A 16,280-nucleotide genomic window follows, 5' to 3' on the forward strand; every position below is an offset into this window, starting at 1 on the left:
TTCTAAAACAGGAAAATGTTAGTTCAATAGGCGTAAAGACTCAAAAAAATGAAAAATTCGCTCAAGTGAAAATCATCGGAAAGTTATTCCAGAAGAATTTATATAAAATTTGAAATATCGTACAAGCAAACCTTTTCCACATGCATAGGATGACAAGAGGACATGTGTAAAAAGGAGGGGTTTTCATTGGGGGATGTAAATAAATCTGATCTGAAGAAACCCGTTGTCAATGTAATAGACTTTGGCGTGATTGCTGACGGGAAAACGGACTGTACAGCGAAACTGAACGAATGCCTGGAATGGACAAAAGCACAGGGCTACTCCCACGTCTGGTTGCCGAGTGGAACGTATCTAATAGATGCGGTGTACAGGGGGGATCAATTTTTTCCTTTTCGTCATGCCGGCATACGAGTGCCAAGTCATATTTGTATTGAGATGGCATCAGATGCCGTTATCAAAGTGAAACCAAATGATTCGTGGGGATATGCAGCCTTCTATATTGGAGAGGTAGAGCATGTGACCATTCGGGGCGGGCGGATTGAAGGCGACCGTGATGAGCATGTGTACAAGGCACTCCCGCCAGAAAGAAAAACACATGAATGGGGCTTCGGGGTGTGTATTGAAGGTGCTTCCCATGTGAATATCGATCGTGTTCAAATCAACAATTGTACGGGAGACGGCATCATTGTCAGTCCGCACGGTTTATTGACCCATATCGAATCGTACTCGCCAGCTTCGTCTATTCATATTTCTGGTTGCACCATCACTGACTCAAGGCGAAACAATATTTCTATTACAGGCTGTGATGGTGTCATTGTGGAAGACTGTTTGCTTGAAAGGGCAGGGGTAAACGGGGTCGAGCCAAAAATGGGCATTGATATTGAAGGATACGGAGAAAATGCGACCAACTTGGAGGAACCGCTGAATATTCAAATTCGAAACAACATAGTCAGAGGCGGCGCAGCCAGCTCTATCTATAATTTCAACGGCTATGGTGTGATCATTGAAGGCAATCAAACGGACAGCAGTATCTCCTATGGCTTCGCCACTGAAATGATCATTGCGAATAATTTGATTCGTGCAGTGGGAGGGGGCGTGACAAAAGCAGGGATTACGAGCTTAGGCGTGCCGCTTGATCAATCGGAAAACAATGTGATCATTATTGGCAATATGATTGAAGGGTTTGAAAAGGGGATTGATGTGAGGGGAGACAGCGTGCACATCACAGGTAATAAAATTAGTCTTTTTGAAGATGCGGCTGTGTCTGTCTATATGGCCAATCGTATTTTAATAGAAGGAAATCATATTGAGTCAGGGACAAACACACGGCTTAGAAGTACATCGCTGCGTATTTATCAATCAGACAGCATTGTCTTTTCAAACAATACCGTCTACTCTGTCATCGATGCGGCGATGGTCAGAGGAACGAATATCTTAATTCAGCATAATCAATTCAAGGAATTCAGCCGAGGGATATGGGTGCAGGAGGGAGAAGCGGGGATCAACGGCAATCACTTTATTCAAGAAGGACATTCACAGCTCGCATCTTCATATACGATCAGCGTGACAGGAAATGCAAAGGCTTTCATATGGCAGAATCGTTTTAAGCACTATCAAAACTATGCCGTCTACAGCAATACGACCGCTCCTTTAGAGATTAAAGACAATTCCTTTGAAGAAACGTCCTTATATGTGGTGATGTATATTAAAAATGGCTCACCCCAAATTGGAGATAACCGCTTTTATTTAAATCGTTCGATCGGACAGCCGACAGCCGTTTTTCTTGATGAGGTTGTCTCAGCACGTGTGCTACGGAATAACATCATTAATCTCTCTCCTCAAAAAGCGATTGCCGTCCGCACCGTATCTTCCACTCATTCGGTGATTGCCCATAACGTACTAGAGCGCAGTCAATTGATGACGCACTCCACGGACCGGCTCATCGGAAATATTGAAATTGATCCGCCGTAAACGCCTGTAAATCCCTTTTTTTGGAGGTTCAGAAGGCGGTTGACAATCATGTAAAAAGGGCATATAGTAATAATTATTTTTCATTTTTCACAACATTTGCCCTTTTTTTATGGATAAAACCGATTAATTCAATCAGAAAAATGTATCTTGTAAAATAATCACTTGATACAAGGAAGATATAGAAAGGATGAAGAACAAGTGTCACAGCCGAAACGGAAGCTCAAGCTAGGCGTATTCATCGCAGGAACTGGACATCATGTCGCCTCTTGGAGACATCCGAAAGCAGTACCAGACGCAGCCATGAATCTTGATTACTTTAAACAATTAGCGAAAAAGGCCGAGGAAGGGAAGCTGGATTTGCTCTTTTTAGCCGACAGCTTATCAATTAATCATACATCTCATCCAAATGTATTAACGAGATTTGAACCGCTCACCCTGCTTTCTTCGATTGCAGAGTCTACCTCAACAATTGGTTTAGCAGCAACAGCATCAACTACATACAGTGAGCCGTTCCATATTGCGAGACAGTTTGCCTCACTCGATCATTTATCAGGCGGACGAGCAGCATGGAATGTGGTCACATCTTCTATTGAAGAAACAGCGAAAAATTTTAGCGGAGAAGAGCATTTAGCGCACCACAAACGATACGAGCGAGCTGAAGAATTCGTCGATGTCGTCAAAGGTCTGTGGGATTCTTGGGAAGAGGACGCACTTATCAGAAACCAAGAAACAGGAGAATTCTTTGAGTCTAGTAAGCTTCATGAGCTGCAGCACAAAGGTGAATTTTTCTCCGTACGGGGTCCGCTTAACGTATCACGCACCCCTCAAGGACAGCCGGTGATCATTCAAGCAGGGTCTTCTGAAGATGGTCAAAAGCTTGCGGCTAAAACGGCTGAGCTCATTTTCACGGCACAAAACGATCTCGACAAAGCGAAGGAATTTTACCAAAGCTTGAAGGGGAAAGTAGAGGCTGCTGGACGAGCGAGAGAAGATGTCAGCATCATGCCGGGCATCTTCCCAATCATTGCCGATACAGTAGAAGAGGCAAAAGCGAAGTATGAAGAATTACAAGAGCTGATTGTTCCAGAGATCGGCCTTAGCATTTTACAAAACTACTTAGGGGGTATTGATCTTTCGCAGTATCCACTAGACGGACCGCTTCCAGAGATTGATCCAAGCGCGTCAAATGCCGTGAAAAGCCGCTTTGACCTTGTGATGAATATGGCGAGAAAGGACAACCTGACCATTCGCCAGCTTTACCAATCTGTTGCAGGGTCCCGTGGGCACCATATCTTCATTGGAACACCAGAGCAGCTAGCAGATGTGATGGAGACATGGCTCGTTGAGGAAGCAGCCGACGGTTTTAACGTGATGCCGCCATTATTGCCAGAAGGACTTGATGCCTTCGTAGATCGCGTCGTTCCGATCCTTCAGGAAAGAGGCCTGTTCAAAACAGAATACACAGGACAAACTTTACGAGAAAATCTCGGATTAAAACAGCCAAAAAATCGCTACACGACATAAAGGTGAGGTGACTAACGTTGGGATATACGTTTCGTCTGGCAACTGAGGATGATATAGAAGCGCTGCTTGAACTGACAACAAGAGCCTATGAGCCGATTCGTGAGCTCGGCATCCAGTTCCAAGCAGCACATGCAGATATCGCCCTCGTTCAGAAAAATGTACAAAAGAACCTTTGCTATGTAATGGAAGAAAACGGAGAGCTTCTCTCCACCTTATCACTCCGTATGCCTTGGGGAGAACAGCCAGGACCATTCGGCGTTCCGCATATATGGTGGTTTGCTTCAGAACCAGCGGCAAAAAAAGGCACAGGCTCAGCCTTGCTTGAGTGGGTTGAAACGGAAGTGCTAAGGGACACACTAAAGGTACCATATGTCTCTCTCGGTACAGCTGATAAGCATCCGTGGCTCATGGACATGTATGAGCGTAAAGGCTATGTCAGAGCAGGTGAAAAGGATCTAGGCAAAGGCCATATCACCATTTATTTTAAAAAACAATTACGATCAGATATTACACAACCATAAGAGGAAAGAAGGGTGTACGAACATGAAAAACAAAAAGTGGCTAGTTGTTTTATTTGCGGCAATGCTTGCGGTGTTAGCGGCATGCGGCGGGGGCAATCAGAGTGAAGGAAAAGACGAGAAAGTGCTTAAAGTGGGCGCTACAGGCCAAAGCTATCCATTTGCTTATAAAGAAAACGGCAAACTAGTAGGATTTGATGTCGAGGTCACAGAAGCCATTGCGAAAAAGCTAGGCTACAAACTAGACTGGCAGCTGAGTGAATTCAGCGGACTGATGGGCCAGCTGACATCTGGTAAGCTGGATACCGTATCAAACCAAGTTGCGATTACAGATGAGCGTAAACAAACGTTCAACTTTACAGATACGTATGCATACGCAGGAACACAAATCATTGTCAAGAAGGACAACAAGGACATTAAAGGACTTGACGACTTAAAAGGAAAAACGGTGGCGGCTGTTCTTGGCTCAAACCATGCCAAAAACCTAGAGAGCAAAGACCCAGACAAGAAAATCAACATCAAAACATATGAAACACAAGACGGTGTCTTAAATGAAGTTGCAAATGGCCGTGTAGATGCTTACGTCAACGGACGCAGTGTCTTGTTAGCTCAAATTGAAAAAACAGGACTTCCACTCAAAATCGTCGGCAACCCAATCGTATATGAAGAAGTCGGCTACCCATTTGCCAAAGATGAAAAGCACGACAAGCTAAGAGAAGAATTCAATAAAGCGATCAAAGAATTAAGAGAAGACGGAACACTGAAGAAATTGTCTGAGAAATATTTCAAAGACGATGTCACAGTGCCGATTAAAAAATAACAACAGCGGCGGTGAAAAGCAGACATGAATCACATTGATTGGCAGTATATGGTGACGGTTTTTCCAACCTTGATTCAATACTTGCCGATAACGATCTTCATGGCGATTGTCTCCATGGTATTTGCCATTATCATTGGTGTGGTATTCGCGCTTATAACGAAAAACCGGATACCTGTCTTATACCAATTTGCCAAGCTGTATATTTCTTTTTTCAGAGCGGTTCCAACTTTGGTTCAGCTCTTTCTCATTTATTTTGGTCTTCCGCAGCTATTCCCTGCGATGACCTCAATGGATGCCTTAACAGCGGTCATTATCGGTTTAAGTATTAAAAACTCAGCGTACTTAGCAGAAATTTTTAGAGCGGCTCTTAATTCAGTGGATGAAGGGCAGCTTGAGGCCTGTTTATCTGTCGGCATGACAAGATGGCAGTCTTACGTCAGAATTATTTTCCCACAGGCCGTCAGAAATGCCATTCCAGCGACGGGGAATACCTTTATTGGTCTTTTAAAAGAAACATCGCTTGCTTTTACCATTGGGGTGGCAGAAATGTTTGCGCAAGGGAAAATGATTGCATCGGCCAACTATAAGTACTTTGAAACGTATTTAGCGGTTGGCATTGTGTATTGGGTGCTCACTATCATTTATAGTTTCCTGCAAGACCTATTTGAACGAAAAATCAGCAAACCTTACCGGAATTAAGGAGGTGTGGACATGATCAAGCTCACCAATTTGAAAAAATCATTCGGCGACCTTGTCGTCTTAGACGGAATTAATCTTGACGTGCAAAAAGGGCAGGTTGTGGCCATTATCGGACCTTCTGGCTCCGGTAAATCAACATTGCTGCGCTGTCTAAATCTATTAGAAACGCCAGATGAAGGTACGATTGAAATTGGCGATGCGAAGCTGAATGCGTCTAAATATACACGTAAAGAAGCCCATCACCTGCGTCAGCAAACGGCCATGGTGTTTCAAAACTATAATTTATTCAAAAACAAAACAGCCTTGCAAAACATTACAGAGTCACTGCTTGTGACGAAAAAAATGACAAAACAGCAAGCAAATGAAATTGGTATGAAGCTATTGAAACAAGTAGGGCTAGAACAAAAAGCTGACAGCTACCCGGTTACACTATCCGGCGGTCAGCAGCAGCGAATCGGGATTGCCCGAGCCTTAGCAGTTGATCCACATGCGATTCTGCTGGATGAACCAACGTCAGCACTAGATCCAGAGCTTGTTTCAGGTGTGCTTCAAGTGATTAAATCTATTGCCATCCAAGAAACAACGATGATCATCGTGACACATGAAATGGCGTTTGCAAGAGAAGTAGCAGATCATGTCATTTTTATGGCAGATGGTCATATCATTGAGCAGGGAACGCCAACCGAACTATTTGACGAAACGCAGAATGAACGAACAAAACGATTTATCCAAAAAGAAGCAGCGGCTGAAGAAGCATAAGCTGCTTTTTACTCTTTAGAGGGGTGAGTATCAGTGAAATCATTAGGAAATCAAGCTTTAAACAAACGTTTAATTAACATACGCCGAGCGCTTCATGAGCATCCAGAGCTGGCATTTGAAGAATATGAAACGACAAAAAAACTACGAGGCTGGTTAGAAGAGGAAGGGATCACTGTACTCGATTTTCCAGATCTTCAAACAGGGGTCGTTTGTGAAATCAAAGGAGAACAAGAGGGACCAACGATTGCTCTGAGAGCCGATATTGACGCACTTCCAATTGAAGAAGCATCTGGCGAACCATTTTCTTCAAAGATACAAGGAAAAATGCATGCATGCGGTCATGATTTCCATACCGCTTCGATTTTTGGTGCGGCCGTCCTATTAAACGAACGGAAACATGAGCTCAAGGGAACAGTGCGCATTTTGTTCCAGCCGGCTGAGGAAGTGGCGCAAGGAGCGAAACACGTCATAGAGGCAGGCGTCTTAAATGGAATGGATGCGATATTTGGTATGCACAATAAACCTAACCTGCCAGTTGGCACCATCGGGATAAGAGAAAAAGCATTAATGGCGAGCGTCGATCGCTTTGAAATTGACATTCAAGGAACGGGTGGTCATGCTGGAATTCCAAATCACACAATTGATCCGATTGCCATCAGCGGTCAGATCACAAGCGCCCTACAGCAAATTGTCAGCCGCCGCATTAGTTCTTTGCATCATGCGGTTGTCAGCATCACACGTATTCAAGGCGGCACATCATGGAATGTGATACCTGATCGCGTCGAGATGGAAGGGACCGTTCGGACGTTTGAACCTGAAGTGAGAGCGATGATTCCAGATCTCATGAAACAAATCGTGAGCGGTATCGCAGAAGGGTTTGGCGCAAAGGCAGATGTGAAATGGCATCCGTATTTGCCTTCTGTGATGAATGACGAGCGTTTGACAAAGGTTGTGGAAGAAACGGCAGGAGCGCTTGATCTCGCAGTAGTAGAGGCAGAGCAGTCACCAGGCGGAGAAGACTTTGCCCTTTACCAAGAACGCATTCCAGGCTTTTTCGTCTGGATGGGGACAAGCGGTACCGAGGAATGGCATCACCCTGCCTTTACGTTAAATGAAGACGCACTTCCAGTCGCTGCTGCCTTCTTTGCAGAGCTTGCGGTTCGGGCATTGGAGTCACGATCATGGAACTAACGAAACAGCTCGCAGAGGCAGTGCTCTCTGCTGATCCGCTGCAAGATCAACGAGCCGTTCAAATGGCTCGAAACGGTCTATTAGATGCTGCGGCGGCAGCGCTTGCCGCGAAAGAGGATGAAGGAATTCAAAAGCTCATAGCACTTGTGGAACAAGAAGGCGGAGCAGCTCAAATTCCCGTCATTGGACAAGGGAAGAAGGTCAGCCGCCAAGCAGCAGCCATGCTAAATGGCTACTTGATTCACGCCCTTGATTATGATGATGTGCATTCAGATGTGAGAGGACATCCAAGTGCGGTGATCATTCCGGCCTTGCTTTCCCAGCTGACAGACGGTGAGGCAAATGGTGATCGATTTTTAGCAGCCTACATTACTGGCGTCGAAGTGATGGCAAGGCTAGGTGAATCCATCGGTAAGTCGCATTATGAGCGGGGCTGGCATAATACCGGAACGCTCGGAGCCATTGCAGCGGTCTGTGCGATTGGTTATTTGAAACAAGTTTCACAGAAAGAGCTGGCGAAAGCGATCGGCTTTGCTGGTGCGCAATCAGCTGGAATGCGAAAGCAGTTTGGGACTGATATGAAACCATTACAAGCTGGACTCGCCGCTCAAACCGCCGTATGGTCCATGGGTTTAGCTTGCTCAGGTTTTGGCGGGAGTGAATCGCTTCTAGATGGGGAGCTGGGCTTCTTTTCTCTCTATGGGGATCAGAAACTGGCGGAAAGACGTCTGCTAGAGGACTATGGCACTGCGTGGCGTATCGTGTCGCCAGGTCTATGGTTTAAAGTGTATCCGTTCTGTTCAGCGGCGCATCATGCAGCCGATGCGATCGAGTCATTAGTACAAGAACACTCTTCCTTACAGGAGAAGATCGTACAGGTCGACGTCATGTTTCCGCCTGGCGGAGATGCCGCACTTACGGAGCGGACACCTTTGACGGGAGAAGAGGGACGATTTAGTGTCGAGTATGTCATCGCACTAGCAGTGTTTGGACAACCTTTATCACTGGATGCTTTTACGAAAAAAACCATTTCACCAGAGCTGCGGGTATGGATGAAGCGGGTAAATAGAGTGTATGTTCAAACGATAGAGCCCCATCCAGACGCAGTGCCAAAAGGACGATTTACGATTGTAAAGCTCACCTTATCTGACGGCACCACCATCAGCAAACGAGTCGATATTCCTCGGGGAGCACCAGGCTGTGCGTTATCGACAGAAGACATCATACAAAAGTTAAGCAGCGTCACCAGCACATCACAGGCAAAGCAGCTTTTACAGGCGGTTGAAGAGGGGAATGACACTGCCTATCTGAAGTTGCTCGTGTGATATGAAAAAAGCTCATCTTTGGAGATGAGCTTTTTAAATGTCCTTATTTTTATAAGAGTGAATATACTCTATGACGTCAAAGAAGATATTCCTTCGTCAGGTGAACAATTGATCTTGATCTACAACAATCACATTTAAAAATGACCCTATTCTATGACAGAGGCAAAACGAGTTTTATCTTTTAGGTTTATTTTTAAAGGTATCAAATCGCAAATCGACGAATTTAGTAGTACGTTCAAAGATTTAAATCATTGAAATGAAGGGAGTATGAAATGTTAACTATTCGTCGTATCTATCAAAAAAATTATCCTAAAGGAAAACAAGTATATTATCAATATACATCTGAAAAATACTATGAAATTCATATGGAAACCAGTCACAATGGTTGGAACATCTCCCTTACAGAAGAAGTATTTGAAGCGCCAGTTAAAAAAAATCTAAAAGAGGAGATTTTCGATCCATATAAAGAGGGTTCAGAGGTTTACGTGTCAGAGATGAATTGTGAAGAAACTGGAATTATAGTCATTCAACACATGAAATGGAATAATACATTACTCATTCATGATTTATATGTGGATAAACAATTTAAAAGAAAAGGTATTGGCAGCACTTTCATTAAAATGGCACAAAAACGAGCTCGTGAATTGGGAGTTAGAATGATTGTATTAGAAACCCAATCATCCAATTTTCCAGCTATCCAGTTTTATTTGAAAAATGGCTTTCAACTGATTGGATTAAATGTCAACTCTTATTCAAATGAAGATATAAAGAAAAAGGAAATTCGCATCGAAATGGGGTGCCTTATAGAAAATCACAATTAGCTTCGTTAGGGCACACCGCCCTCGATATGCATGTCCAGTTCCAAACTGTTTTATATAGACCATTTATAACGATCAGGAAGCGTGTCATTTCATTCTTTTACTACAGGGGAGACTTCTTCATCTGAAAGAACGTAAATGACACTGTCCTCATCTAGACTATCCTCTGCAATTCCTTCATTTTTCCATTCTACTATATTAAAAAGAACAATGTGTTTCTCCAAAATTTCAGCTCCATCAAAAAGTATGAATAAAAGATGACCAAAGCATGATAAGTTCATGAAATCGTATCAATCCAATTGAGATTTGAGAAGGAACATGTAAAATAAAGCTACATAAAGAAAAACAAAGGCAACAGCGGAGGCTGATGATGAAAATATTAATGATTGAAGATAACCAGAGTGTTTGTACAATGACGGATATGTTTTTTCAACGAGAAGGATTTCAAGCGGAATTCGTCCATGATGGATTAGAAGGATTGAATCGATTTAAGCAAGAAGAGGATTGGGATCTGCTCATCTTAGATGTCATGCTTCCTTCAATGGATGGTCTGACTATTTGTCAAAAAGTCCGCCAGATTAGTGATGTTCCGATTATTATGCTGACAGCAAAGGAAACGGAATCTGATCAGGTGCTGGGCTTCGATCTTGGGGCTGATGATTATGTGACAAAACCCTTTAGTCCGCTCACCTTAATGGCAAGAATCAAAGCAGTGAAACGACGTTTTGCTCAAACAACATCTACTCAAGAAGGAGCGAAAGAGGGTGAACGGCTAGAGACCGAACATTTTCAGTTAGATAAAAAAACGAGAGAAGTGTTTCTAGAGGGGAAACGGATCGAAAATTTAACACCAAAGGAATACGATTTGCTGTGCTTTTTTATACAGCATCCTCGGCAAGTATTTTCACGAGAACAATTGCTTGAGCAAATTTGGGGATATCAATTTTATGGTGATGAACGAACAGTTGATGTTCATATTAAACGATTGCGTCAAAAAATTGGAGACGGACCTAAGCCCTTTCTGTATACGGTATGGGGCGTAGGGTATAAGTTCGATGAAGATTAAATATTTTTACCAGTTGCTGATTAGTCACCTTGGGTTATTGCTCATTGCCATCATTATTATCAGCACCTTGATGTCTCATTTTGTGAAAGATATTGCTTATCAAAATAGGGTAGACGAAATGAGTTCGTATGGGAATGAAATTTTGGAGAATTTTAAACAATTGTCGAAAGCCGAGATGAACTTCCGTTTGCGTCCATTTGAAGACATTCTTTCGACGAGACAAATCCGTTTTTTCGTCTTTGATGAAAAAGGGACTGTGCTATCTCAGCAGCAAGAGATGCCGCCGCATGAAGCGTTACTCACAAAAGATTTGTGGGCCAAGCTCGCAAAAGGAGAAGAAATTATTGTCAAGCGGAGTGATTCACGCCGGCTTGATCAAGAAGCATCACTTGTGGCACTCCCTGTCATGGAAGACGGAAAGCTGAAGGGCGGGGTGGTGCTCATTGCTCCTATTCAAGGAGCAGAAGAGCTGATTGCTCAAATGAATCGGTATTTATATATCATCGTGTTTGTGGCATTGACGATTACCTTTATTCTCAGTCTGTTTCTGTCGAAGTTCCATGTGAATCGTATCAAAAAACTGAGAGAGGCAACTGAGAAAATTGCGCATGGTGACTACAACATTCATCTTGAAAACAAACACCTTGATGAAATTGGCACACTAGGTGAGGATTTTAATATGATGGCCAATCGTCTTCAACGATCAAGAGAGGAAATTGACCGGCTTGAAAAACGGAGACGCCAATTCATCGCAGATGTGTCTCACGAATTGAAAACACCGCTGACGACCATTCGAGGATTGGTCGAATGGCTGAATACTGCGGATGTGCCGGCAGAAGAGAAAGAGAAATGCTATGCGCTCATCACTGATGAGACAAAACGAATGCTTCGTCTCGTCAATGAAAATATGGATTATGAGAAAATCAGGTCGAATCAAATCACCCTTCAAAAATTTCACTATCCACTCATTGATACGTTTGAAGTGATTAAGGAGCAGCTGAGCCGAATGGCTGAAGAGAAAAACAATCAGCTCATGGTAGAGGTTCACCCTGAACAAAAGGTATACGCAGATTATGACCGGCTCATTCAAATTCTCGTCAACATCACAAAGAACGCCATTCAATTTACAGAAGGCGGCCGTATTTCTTTGAGAGGGAAAGAAGAGAATGGGGAAACGATCATTGAAGTAGAAGACACGGGAATCGGCATTGCACCTGAAGAAGTCAAACACATTTGGGAACGTTTTTATAAAGCGGATATTTCGAGAACGAATACACCATATGGAGAATACGGACTTGGATTGTCGATTGTCAAGCAGCTTGTGGACTTGCATGACGGACAGATTGATTTAAAAAGCGAAAAACATAAGGGAACAACATTTATCATTCGTTTACCGCTACCACAAGAAAAGGGCTAAACTCCGTTTAGCCTCAGCGTGTAGACAAACCCTCGCATTCGGTGTCAGTCCTGCGTGCCGGTGCTCACGAATGTGAAATTCGCTCCGCGCCGGTACTCGTCTTTCCTAGGGCTGCAAAGGTTTTCTATCACGCTGAAAAGAAGAAAAGGGCTAAACTCGGTTTAGCCCTTTTTGGTGTATCATCACTTATTCTGTTTTGGAGAACGTTAGGCCGATATGAGCAAGTGCCTGCGGTAAATCCTTACGAATGGTGATGTCTTTAAATGAAATATTCGATTGAATCGCATTTAGCGCAAGGTCTTGCTTTATTCCTGTTAAAACAGCTGAAATGCCTAAAAGTCTTAACGTTTGCGCATAGCTGACCAAGTATTGAATGCTTTGTTCATTGAGTCGTTTTGTCCCTGAAACATCAATGACCAAATGAGAGAGCGACAGCCTGTAGCTTTCCTGTAAAATGGTTTCTAAAATATGCTGCGCACGTGTCTCTTCGATATCACCAAGAAGAGGGAGCACGGCGACACCGTCAACAACAGGTACGATCGGTACAGATAATTGCTGAATCTGCCGATTGGCCTGGTCGAGTTCTAAGACGTAACTCAACAAAGATGCCATCGTTTCAAACATATGAACATGCTCTTCTGTAAATTGCTGCGGCCTTAGATCAAGTCCACAAATGGTTCCATAGTTCGTACCATCAGTAAAATCGATGGGAACCCCAATAAATGATCCGCCTTGCAGCTGTTTCGTGACGTCTAAGTTTTTTGAACGCTCGTCCAAGCGGATATCAGGGATCAACAGCGTATCGCGATGATCGACCGCCAGCTTGCAAAATGTCTTCTCGTAAGGATTTTCTTCCCCTTCTTCAAGAAGCTGCTCGTCTTGATTTAGCACTTTCACAATCTGATTGGTGTTTTGATCATTTTTAGCAATAAACAGTGTATTCACATGAATGAATTGACTCATCATGTTTAAAATACTTGTAGAAGCATCATGAAAATTGCGAAACTGTTTTAATAGTTGTTGACGAGGCATGGATTAGGACTCCTTGTAGCTCCGATCAATGGCCGGAACAATAGTTGATTTGTCTCTATCATACAAAATCAAACGAGAAATAGATATACTTTAATGCGCAAATCGTGCGAGATCAAAAAGACTGCCGATCCGGAGATCTGACAGTCTGCTGATTAAATGGAGACAGGCACCGTGGACATAGAGAAAAATTCCTCATATAAGGCTTGAACGGCTTCTTTTTCTTGAGCCGCTTTGACGCCAAACATCATGCTCACCTCTGAAGAGCCTTGGTTGATCATTTCAATATTCACTTTGGCTTTTGACAGCGCTTTTGCCGCTCTTGCTGTTGTACCAACATTATGACGCATCGCTTCTCCTACGACCATAATAAGCGAGAGGTTCCGCTCTAAAACCACTTCATCTGCATCAAGTACAAGCTTTAATCGGTCTAAAAGCTCTTGTTCAATCTGCTGCTCCTCCAGCTGATCCTGCCTTAAAATAATGGTCATATCATCAATGCCAGAAGGCACGTGTTCATACGTAAGTCCATATTCCTCTAACGTTTGCAGCACCTTACGTCCAAAGCCCACTTCTCGGTTCATCAAATACTTACTGATATAAATACTGCTAAATCCATTGTCTGATGCGATTCCCACAACAGGGCCATTCGTATGATCCCGTTGATTCACAATTTTCGTGCCTTTGGCCGCTGGATTATTGGTGTTCTTAATCTGAACAGGAATGCCTGCCCGAAAGGCTGGAATAAGTGCCTCATCATGAAATACAGAAAAACCCGCATAGGACAATTCACGCATTTCACGATATGTCAGCTCTGTGATTTCCTTTGGTTCATGAACGATCGTTGGATTGACGGCGTACACTGCATCCACATCCGTAAAGTTTTCATACACATCTGCCTTCAGTCCATTTGCCAAAATGGAACCGGTAATGTCTGATCCACTGCGGGAAAAAGTGACGATATCACCCGCTAGACTAAAACCGAAAAAGCCAGGGAACACAATGATGCCAGAGCGTTCTCTTAATTTGTACAAATGATCATACGATTCTGGAAGGACTTGCGCTTGACCAGGCTCGTCGCTGACAAATAGACCGGCTTCTTTTGGATTCACATAGTGCGCTTCGACGCCTTGATGCTGAAAGTAGGCTGCAATCAGCTTTGCGTTATTATCTTCACCGCTTGCTTTAATCGCATCAAGATAACGCTCAGGATGAGAAGAATCAGCCTGTAATAACGTGTTTACATCTTGCCGGATGGTGTCAATAATGTCATGACCTAACCCCAGCTCATCCGCAATCGATGCATATCGCTCGATGACAGCTTCTTGTAAATCGTGTGCTTCACCTAAACGTAAATATTGTTCACCGCAGCTAATTAATAGATCGGTGACCTTCGTATCCGTTGAATGCCGTTTTCCTGGTGCGGAAACAACGACTGCTTTTCGAGCTGGATCTGCTGTGACAATGTCAAATACCTTTTGCAGCTGCTTGCCAGAAGCAAGAGAACTGCCACCAAATTTAACGACCTTCAATGCATACATCTCCTATAGTAAAAATTTTCTCACAAATTGAATAGTTTCTATTATCAACTCTTTTCTTCAAATTATCAAGGTTTTTCTTCTCTGAATGAACAAATGTATTTTTGGAGAGGACGTTATGTATGAATAGATGAAAAAAGAGCCGGCGATATGCCGAGCTCTTTGTCTTTATGAAGAAGAGGACGAAGAAGATAGCTCCTGCTTCATCACTTTGTTTTCACGTTTTTCTTTTAAGAAGAACGAGAGAACGAGTCCAATGACCGCAATAGCACCAGACACGATAAATGACGTATTCATGCCATGAACGGCTGACTTCATTGGATCGGATAATGCTGCATTGGCAGCAGAGCTGCTCATAATGGAGACAAGCACAGCCGTCCCGATAGAGCCGCCCATTTGTCTCATCGTATTATTCATTGCTGTCCCGTGCGGAATCAAATGCGGTGGTAACGAGTTAATACCGGCTGTTGTCAGCGGCATCATGATCATCCCAACCCCGATTAAGCGAAGCGTGTAGGCCACTGTAATGAGGGCAATCGATGAATCAAGGTTCAGCATCATAAATGGCAGGGAAGTGACAGCTAATATCGTAAACCCGCCTAGAGCCAGCCCTTTACCGCCTACTTTGTCAAAAATTCGTCCGATAATCGGTGATAGGAATCCCATAAAGAGAGCCCCTGGCAATAAGATCAGCCCTGTATCAAGGGCAGATAACCCTCTGACATTCTGCGTATAGAGCGGCAGAATCGTCTCTGTTCCAATCAGTAAAGCAAAGACGAGCATACCGAGGAAGGTCGTTAAGCTAAAGATCGCAAACTTAAAGACGCCAAACTCAAGCATCGGTCTTTTCAAATTCGACTGACGCAGGATAAAGAAGAACAAGCTCACAGCGCCGACAATGAGTGAAATCAGAACGGTCGCACTCGTCCAACCATACGTTCCGACACTTGAAAATCCGTACAGCAGTCCGCCAAATCCGAAGGAAGACAGGATCACCGATAAGACATCGATACGAGTGTCTCTTTGCTGTGTGACATTTTTCATTAAGAAGAAAGCAAGAATGAGATCAATAATACCGATTGGAAGAACAATATAGAATAAGAACTTCCAGCTAAAGGAATCGACAATCCAGCCGCCAAGTGTTGGTCCAAGCGCCGGTGCGAATGAAATCACTAGTCCGACCATACCCATGGCTTGCCCGCGTTTTTCTTTTGGGAAAATGGTTAAAAAGATCGTTTGCATGAGCGGCATTAAAATCCCTGCGCCAGCTGCCTGCACGATACGTGCTGCAAGTAGCACCGGAAAATTCGTGGCGAACGAAGCAAGAATGGTACCTGCTGTAAAAATGCTAAGAGCCGTTAAGACTAAGGAACGGCTTGAAAATTTCTCAATTAAAAAGGCCGTAATTGGGATGAGAATCCCGTTTGTCAGCATAAAGGCTGTGGTCAGCCATTGACCTTTACTGACATCAATATTGAACTCTTCCATGATATGCGGGATCGCTGGAATGAGAAGCGTTTGGTTTAAGATCGCAACGAACGCCCCAACGAGGAAAATCCCAACAATCACAGACCGGTTATACGATGTTGTTGATTGGTTCATATT

At 43.6% G+C, this 16,280-nt stretch carries 15 protein-coding genes; 11 read left to right on the forward strand and 4 right to left on the reverse strand.

Annotation, left to right across the window (positions count from 1 at the left end):
* The first annotated feature begins 186 nt into the window (after positions 1 to 186).
* From ACNO7B_RS02035 to ACNO7B_RS02075, 9 genes are all read left to right on the forward strand, one after another.
* Positions 187 to 1,971 carry a right-handed parallel beta-helix repeat-containing protein gene (locus tag ACNO7B_RS02035; RefSeq protein WP_060780762.1) on the forward strand — a complete coding sequence of 595 codons (1,785 nt, stop codon included), beginning with the start codon at positions 187 to 189 and terminating at the stop codon, positions 1,969 to 1,971.
* Between the two features lie 198 nt (positions 1,972 to 2,169).
* Positions 2,170 to 3,495 carry an LLM class flavin-dependent oxidoreductase gene (locus tag ACNO7B_RS02040; RefSeq protein ID WP_017358528.1) on the forward strand — a complete coding sequence of 442 codons (1,326 nt, stop codon included), beginning with the start codon at positions 2,170 to 2,172 and terminating at the stop codon, positions 3,493 to 3,495.
* 17 nt (positions 3,496 to 3,512) lie between these two features.
* Entirely contained in the window at positions 3,513 to 4,016 is a 504-nt protein-coding gene (locus ACNO7B_RS02045; RefSeq protein WP_007498165.1) for a GNAT family N-acetyltransferase, read from the forward strand.
* A 22-nt stretch (positions 4,017 to 4,038) separates the two neighbouring features.
* Positions 4,039 to 4,833, forward strand: a complete 795-nt coding sequence (locus tag ACNO7B_RS02050) for an amino acid ABC transporter substrate-binding protein (protein WP_008347268.1) — start codon at positions 4,039 to 4,041, stop codon at positions 4,831 to 4,833.
* A gap of 24 nt (positions 4,834 to 4,857) precedes the next feature.
* Complete coding sequence (locus ACNO7B_RS02055) at positions 4,858 to 5,532, forward strand: amino acid ABC transporter permease (RefSeq protein ID WP_007498163.1); 675 nt, start codon at positions 4,858 to 4,860, stop codon at positions 5,530 to 5,532.
* Between the two features lie 12 nt (positions 5,533 to 5,544).
* Positions 5,545 to 6,291 (forward strand): amino acid ABC transporter ATP-binding protein, encoded by a 747-nt coding sequence (locus ACNO7B_RS02060; RefSeq protein WP_024720189.1) that lies wholly within the window; start codon positions 5,545 to 5,547, stop codon positions 6,289 to 6,291.
* A 33-nt stretch (positions 6,292 to 6,324) separates the two neighbouring features.
* Complete coding sequence (locus ACNO7B_RS02065; RefSeq protein ID WP_417901093.1) at positions 6,325 to 7,482, forward strand: amidohydrolase; 1,158 nt, start codon at positions 6,325 to 6,327, stop codon at positions 7,480 to 7,482.
* Entirely contained in the window at positions 7,473 to 8,807 is a 1,335-nt protein-coding gene (locus ACNO7B_RS02070) for an MmgE/PrpD family protein (protein ID WP_417901094.1), read from the forward strand. The genes ACNO7B_RS02065 and ACNO7B_RS02070 overlap by 10 nt, the downstream gene beginning before the upstream one ends.
* A gap of 272 nt (positions 8,808 to 9,079) precedes the next feature.
* Positions 9,080 to 9,628, forward strand: coding sequence for a GNAT family N-acetyltransferase (locus ACNO7B_RS02075; RefSeq protein WP_017358525.1), 549 nt, complete (start codon positions 9,080 to 9,082; stop codon positions 9,626 to 9,628).
* A gap of 89 nt (positions 9,629 to 9,717) precedes the next feature.
* Here the strand turns inward: ACNO7B_RS02075 and ACNO7B_RS02080 are convergent, their stop codons facing one another.
* Positions 9,718 to 9,849, reverse strand: a complete 132-nt coding sequence (locus ACNO7B_RS02080) for a hypothetical protein (protein ID WP_366968717.1) — start codon at positions 9,847 to 9,849, stop codon at positions 9,718 to 9,720.
* 146 nt (positions 9,850 to 9,995) lie between these two features.
* On the opposite strand from ACNO7B_RS02080, the gene ACNO7B_RS02085 reads away from it, so the two are divergent.
* Both ACNO7B_RS02085 and ACNO7B_RS02090 read left to right on the forward strand, forming a co-directional pair.
* Positions 9,996 to 10,691, forward strand: a complete 696-nt coding sequence (locus tag ACNO7B_RS02085; RefSeq protein WP_017358523.1) for a response regulator transcription factor — start codon at positions 9,996 to 9,998, stop codon at positions 10,689 to 10,691.
* Positions 10,681 to 12,108, forward strand: a complete 1,428-nt coding sequence (locus ACNO7B_RS02090; protein WP_007498154.1) for a sensor histidine kinase — start codon at positions 10,681 to 10,683, stop codon at positions 12,106 to 12,108. The genes ACNO7B_RS02085 and ACNO7B_RS02090 overlap by 11 nt, the downstream gene beginning before the upstream one ends.
* A gap of 186 nt (positions 12,109 to 12,294) precedes the next feature.
* On the opposite strand, the gene ACNO7B_RS02095 is transcribed toward ACNO7B_RS02090, so the two are convergent.
* The 3 genes from ACNO7B_RS02095 to ACNO7B_RS02105 form a co-directional block, all read right to left on the reverse strand.
* Entirely contained in the window at positions 12,295 to 13,140 is an 846-nt protein-coding gene (locus ACNO7B_RS02095) for a GAF domain-containing protein (RefSeq protein ID WP_025206746.1), read from the reverse strand.
* A 152-nt stretch (positions 13,141 to 13,292) separates the two neighbouring features.
* The gene (locus ACNO7B_RS02100) at positions 13,293 to 14,669 is read right to left on the reverse strand and encodes an aspartate kinase (RefSeq protein WP_417901095.1); all 1,377 of its coding nucleotides are present in this window, start codon (positions 14,667 to 14,669) and stop codon (positions 13,293 to 13,295) included.
* Positions 14,670 to 14,843: 174 nt separating this feature from the next.
* A complete protein-coding gene (locus ACNO7B_RS02105; RefSeq protein ID WP_017366611.1) occupies positions 14,844 to 16,277 on the reverse strand; it encodes an MDR family MFS transporter in 1,434 nt (477 codons plus the stop codon).
* Positions 16,278 to 16,280: the final 3 nt, after the last annotated feature.

Source organism: Bacillus sp. AK25 (assembly GCF_048270685.1).
Classification (GTDB): Bacteria; Bacillota; Bacilli; order Bacillales; family Bacillaceae; genus Bacillus; species Bacillus altitudinis.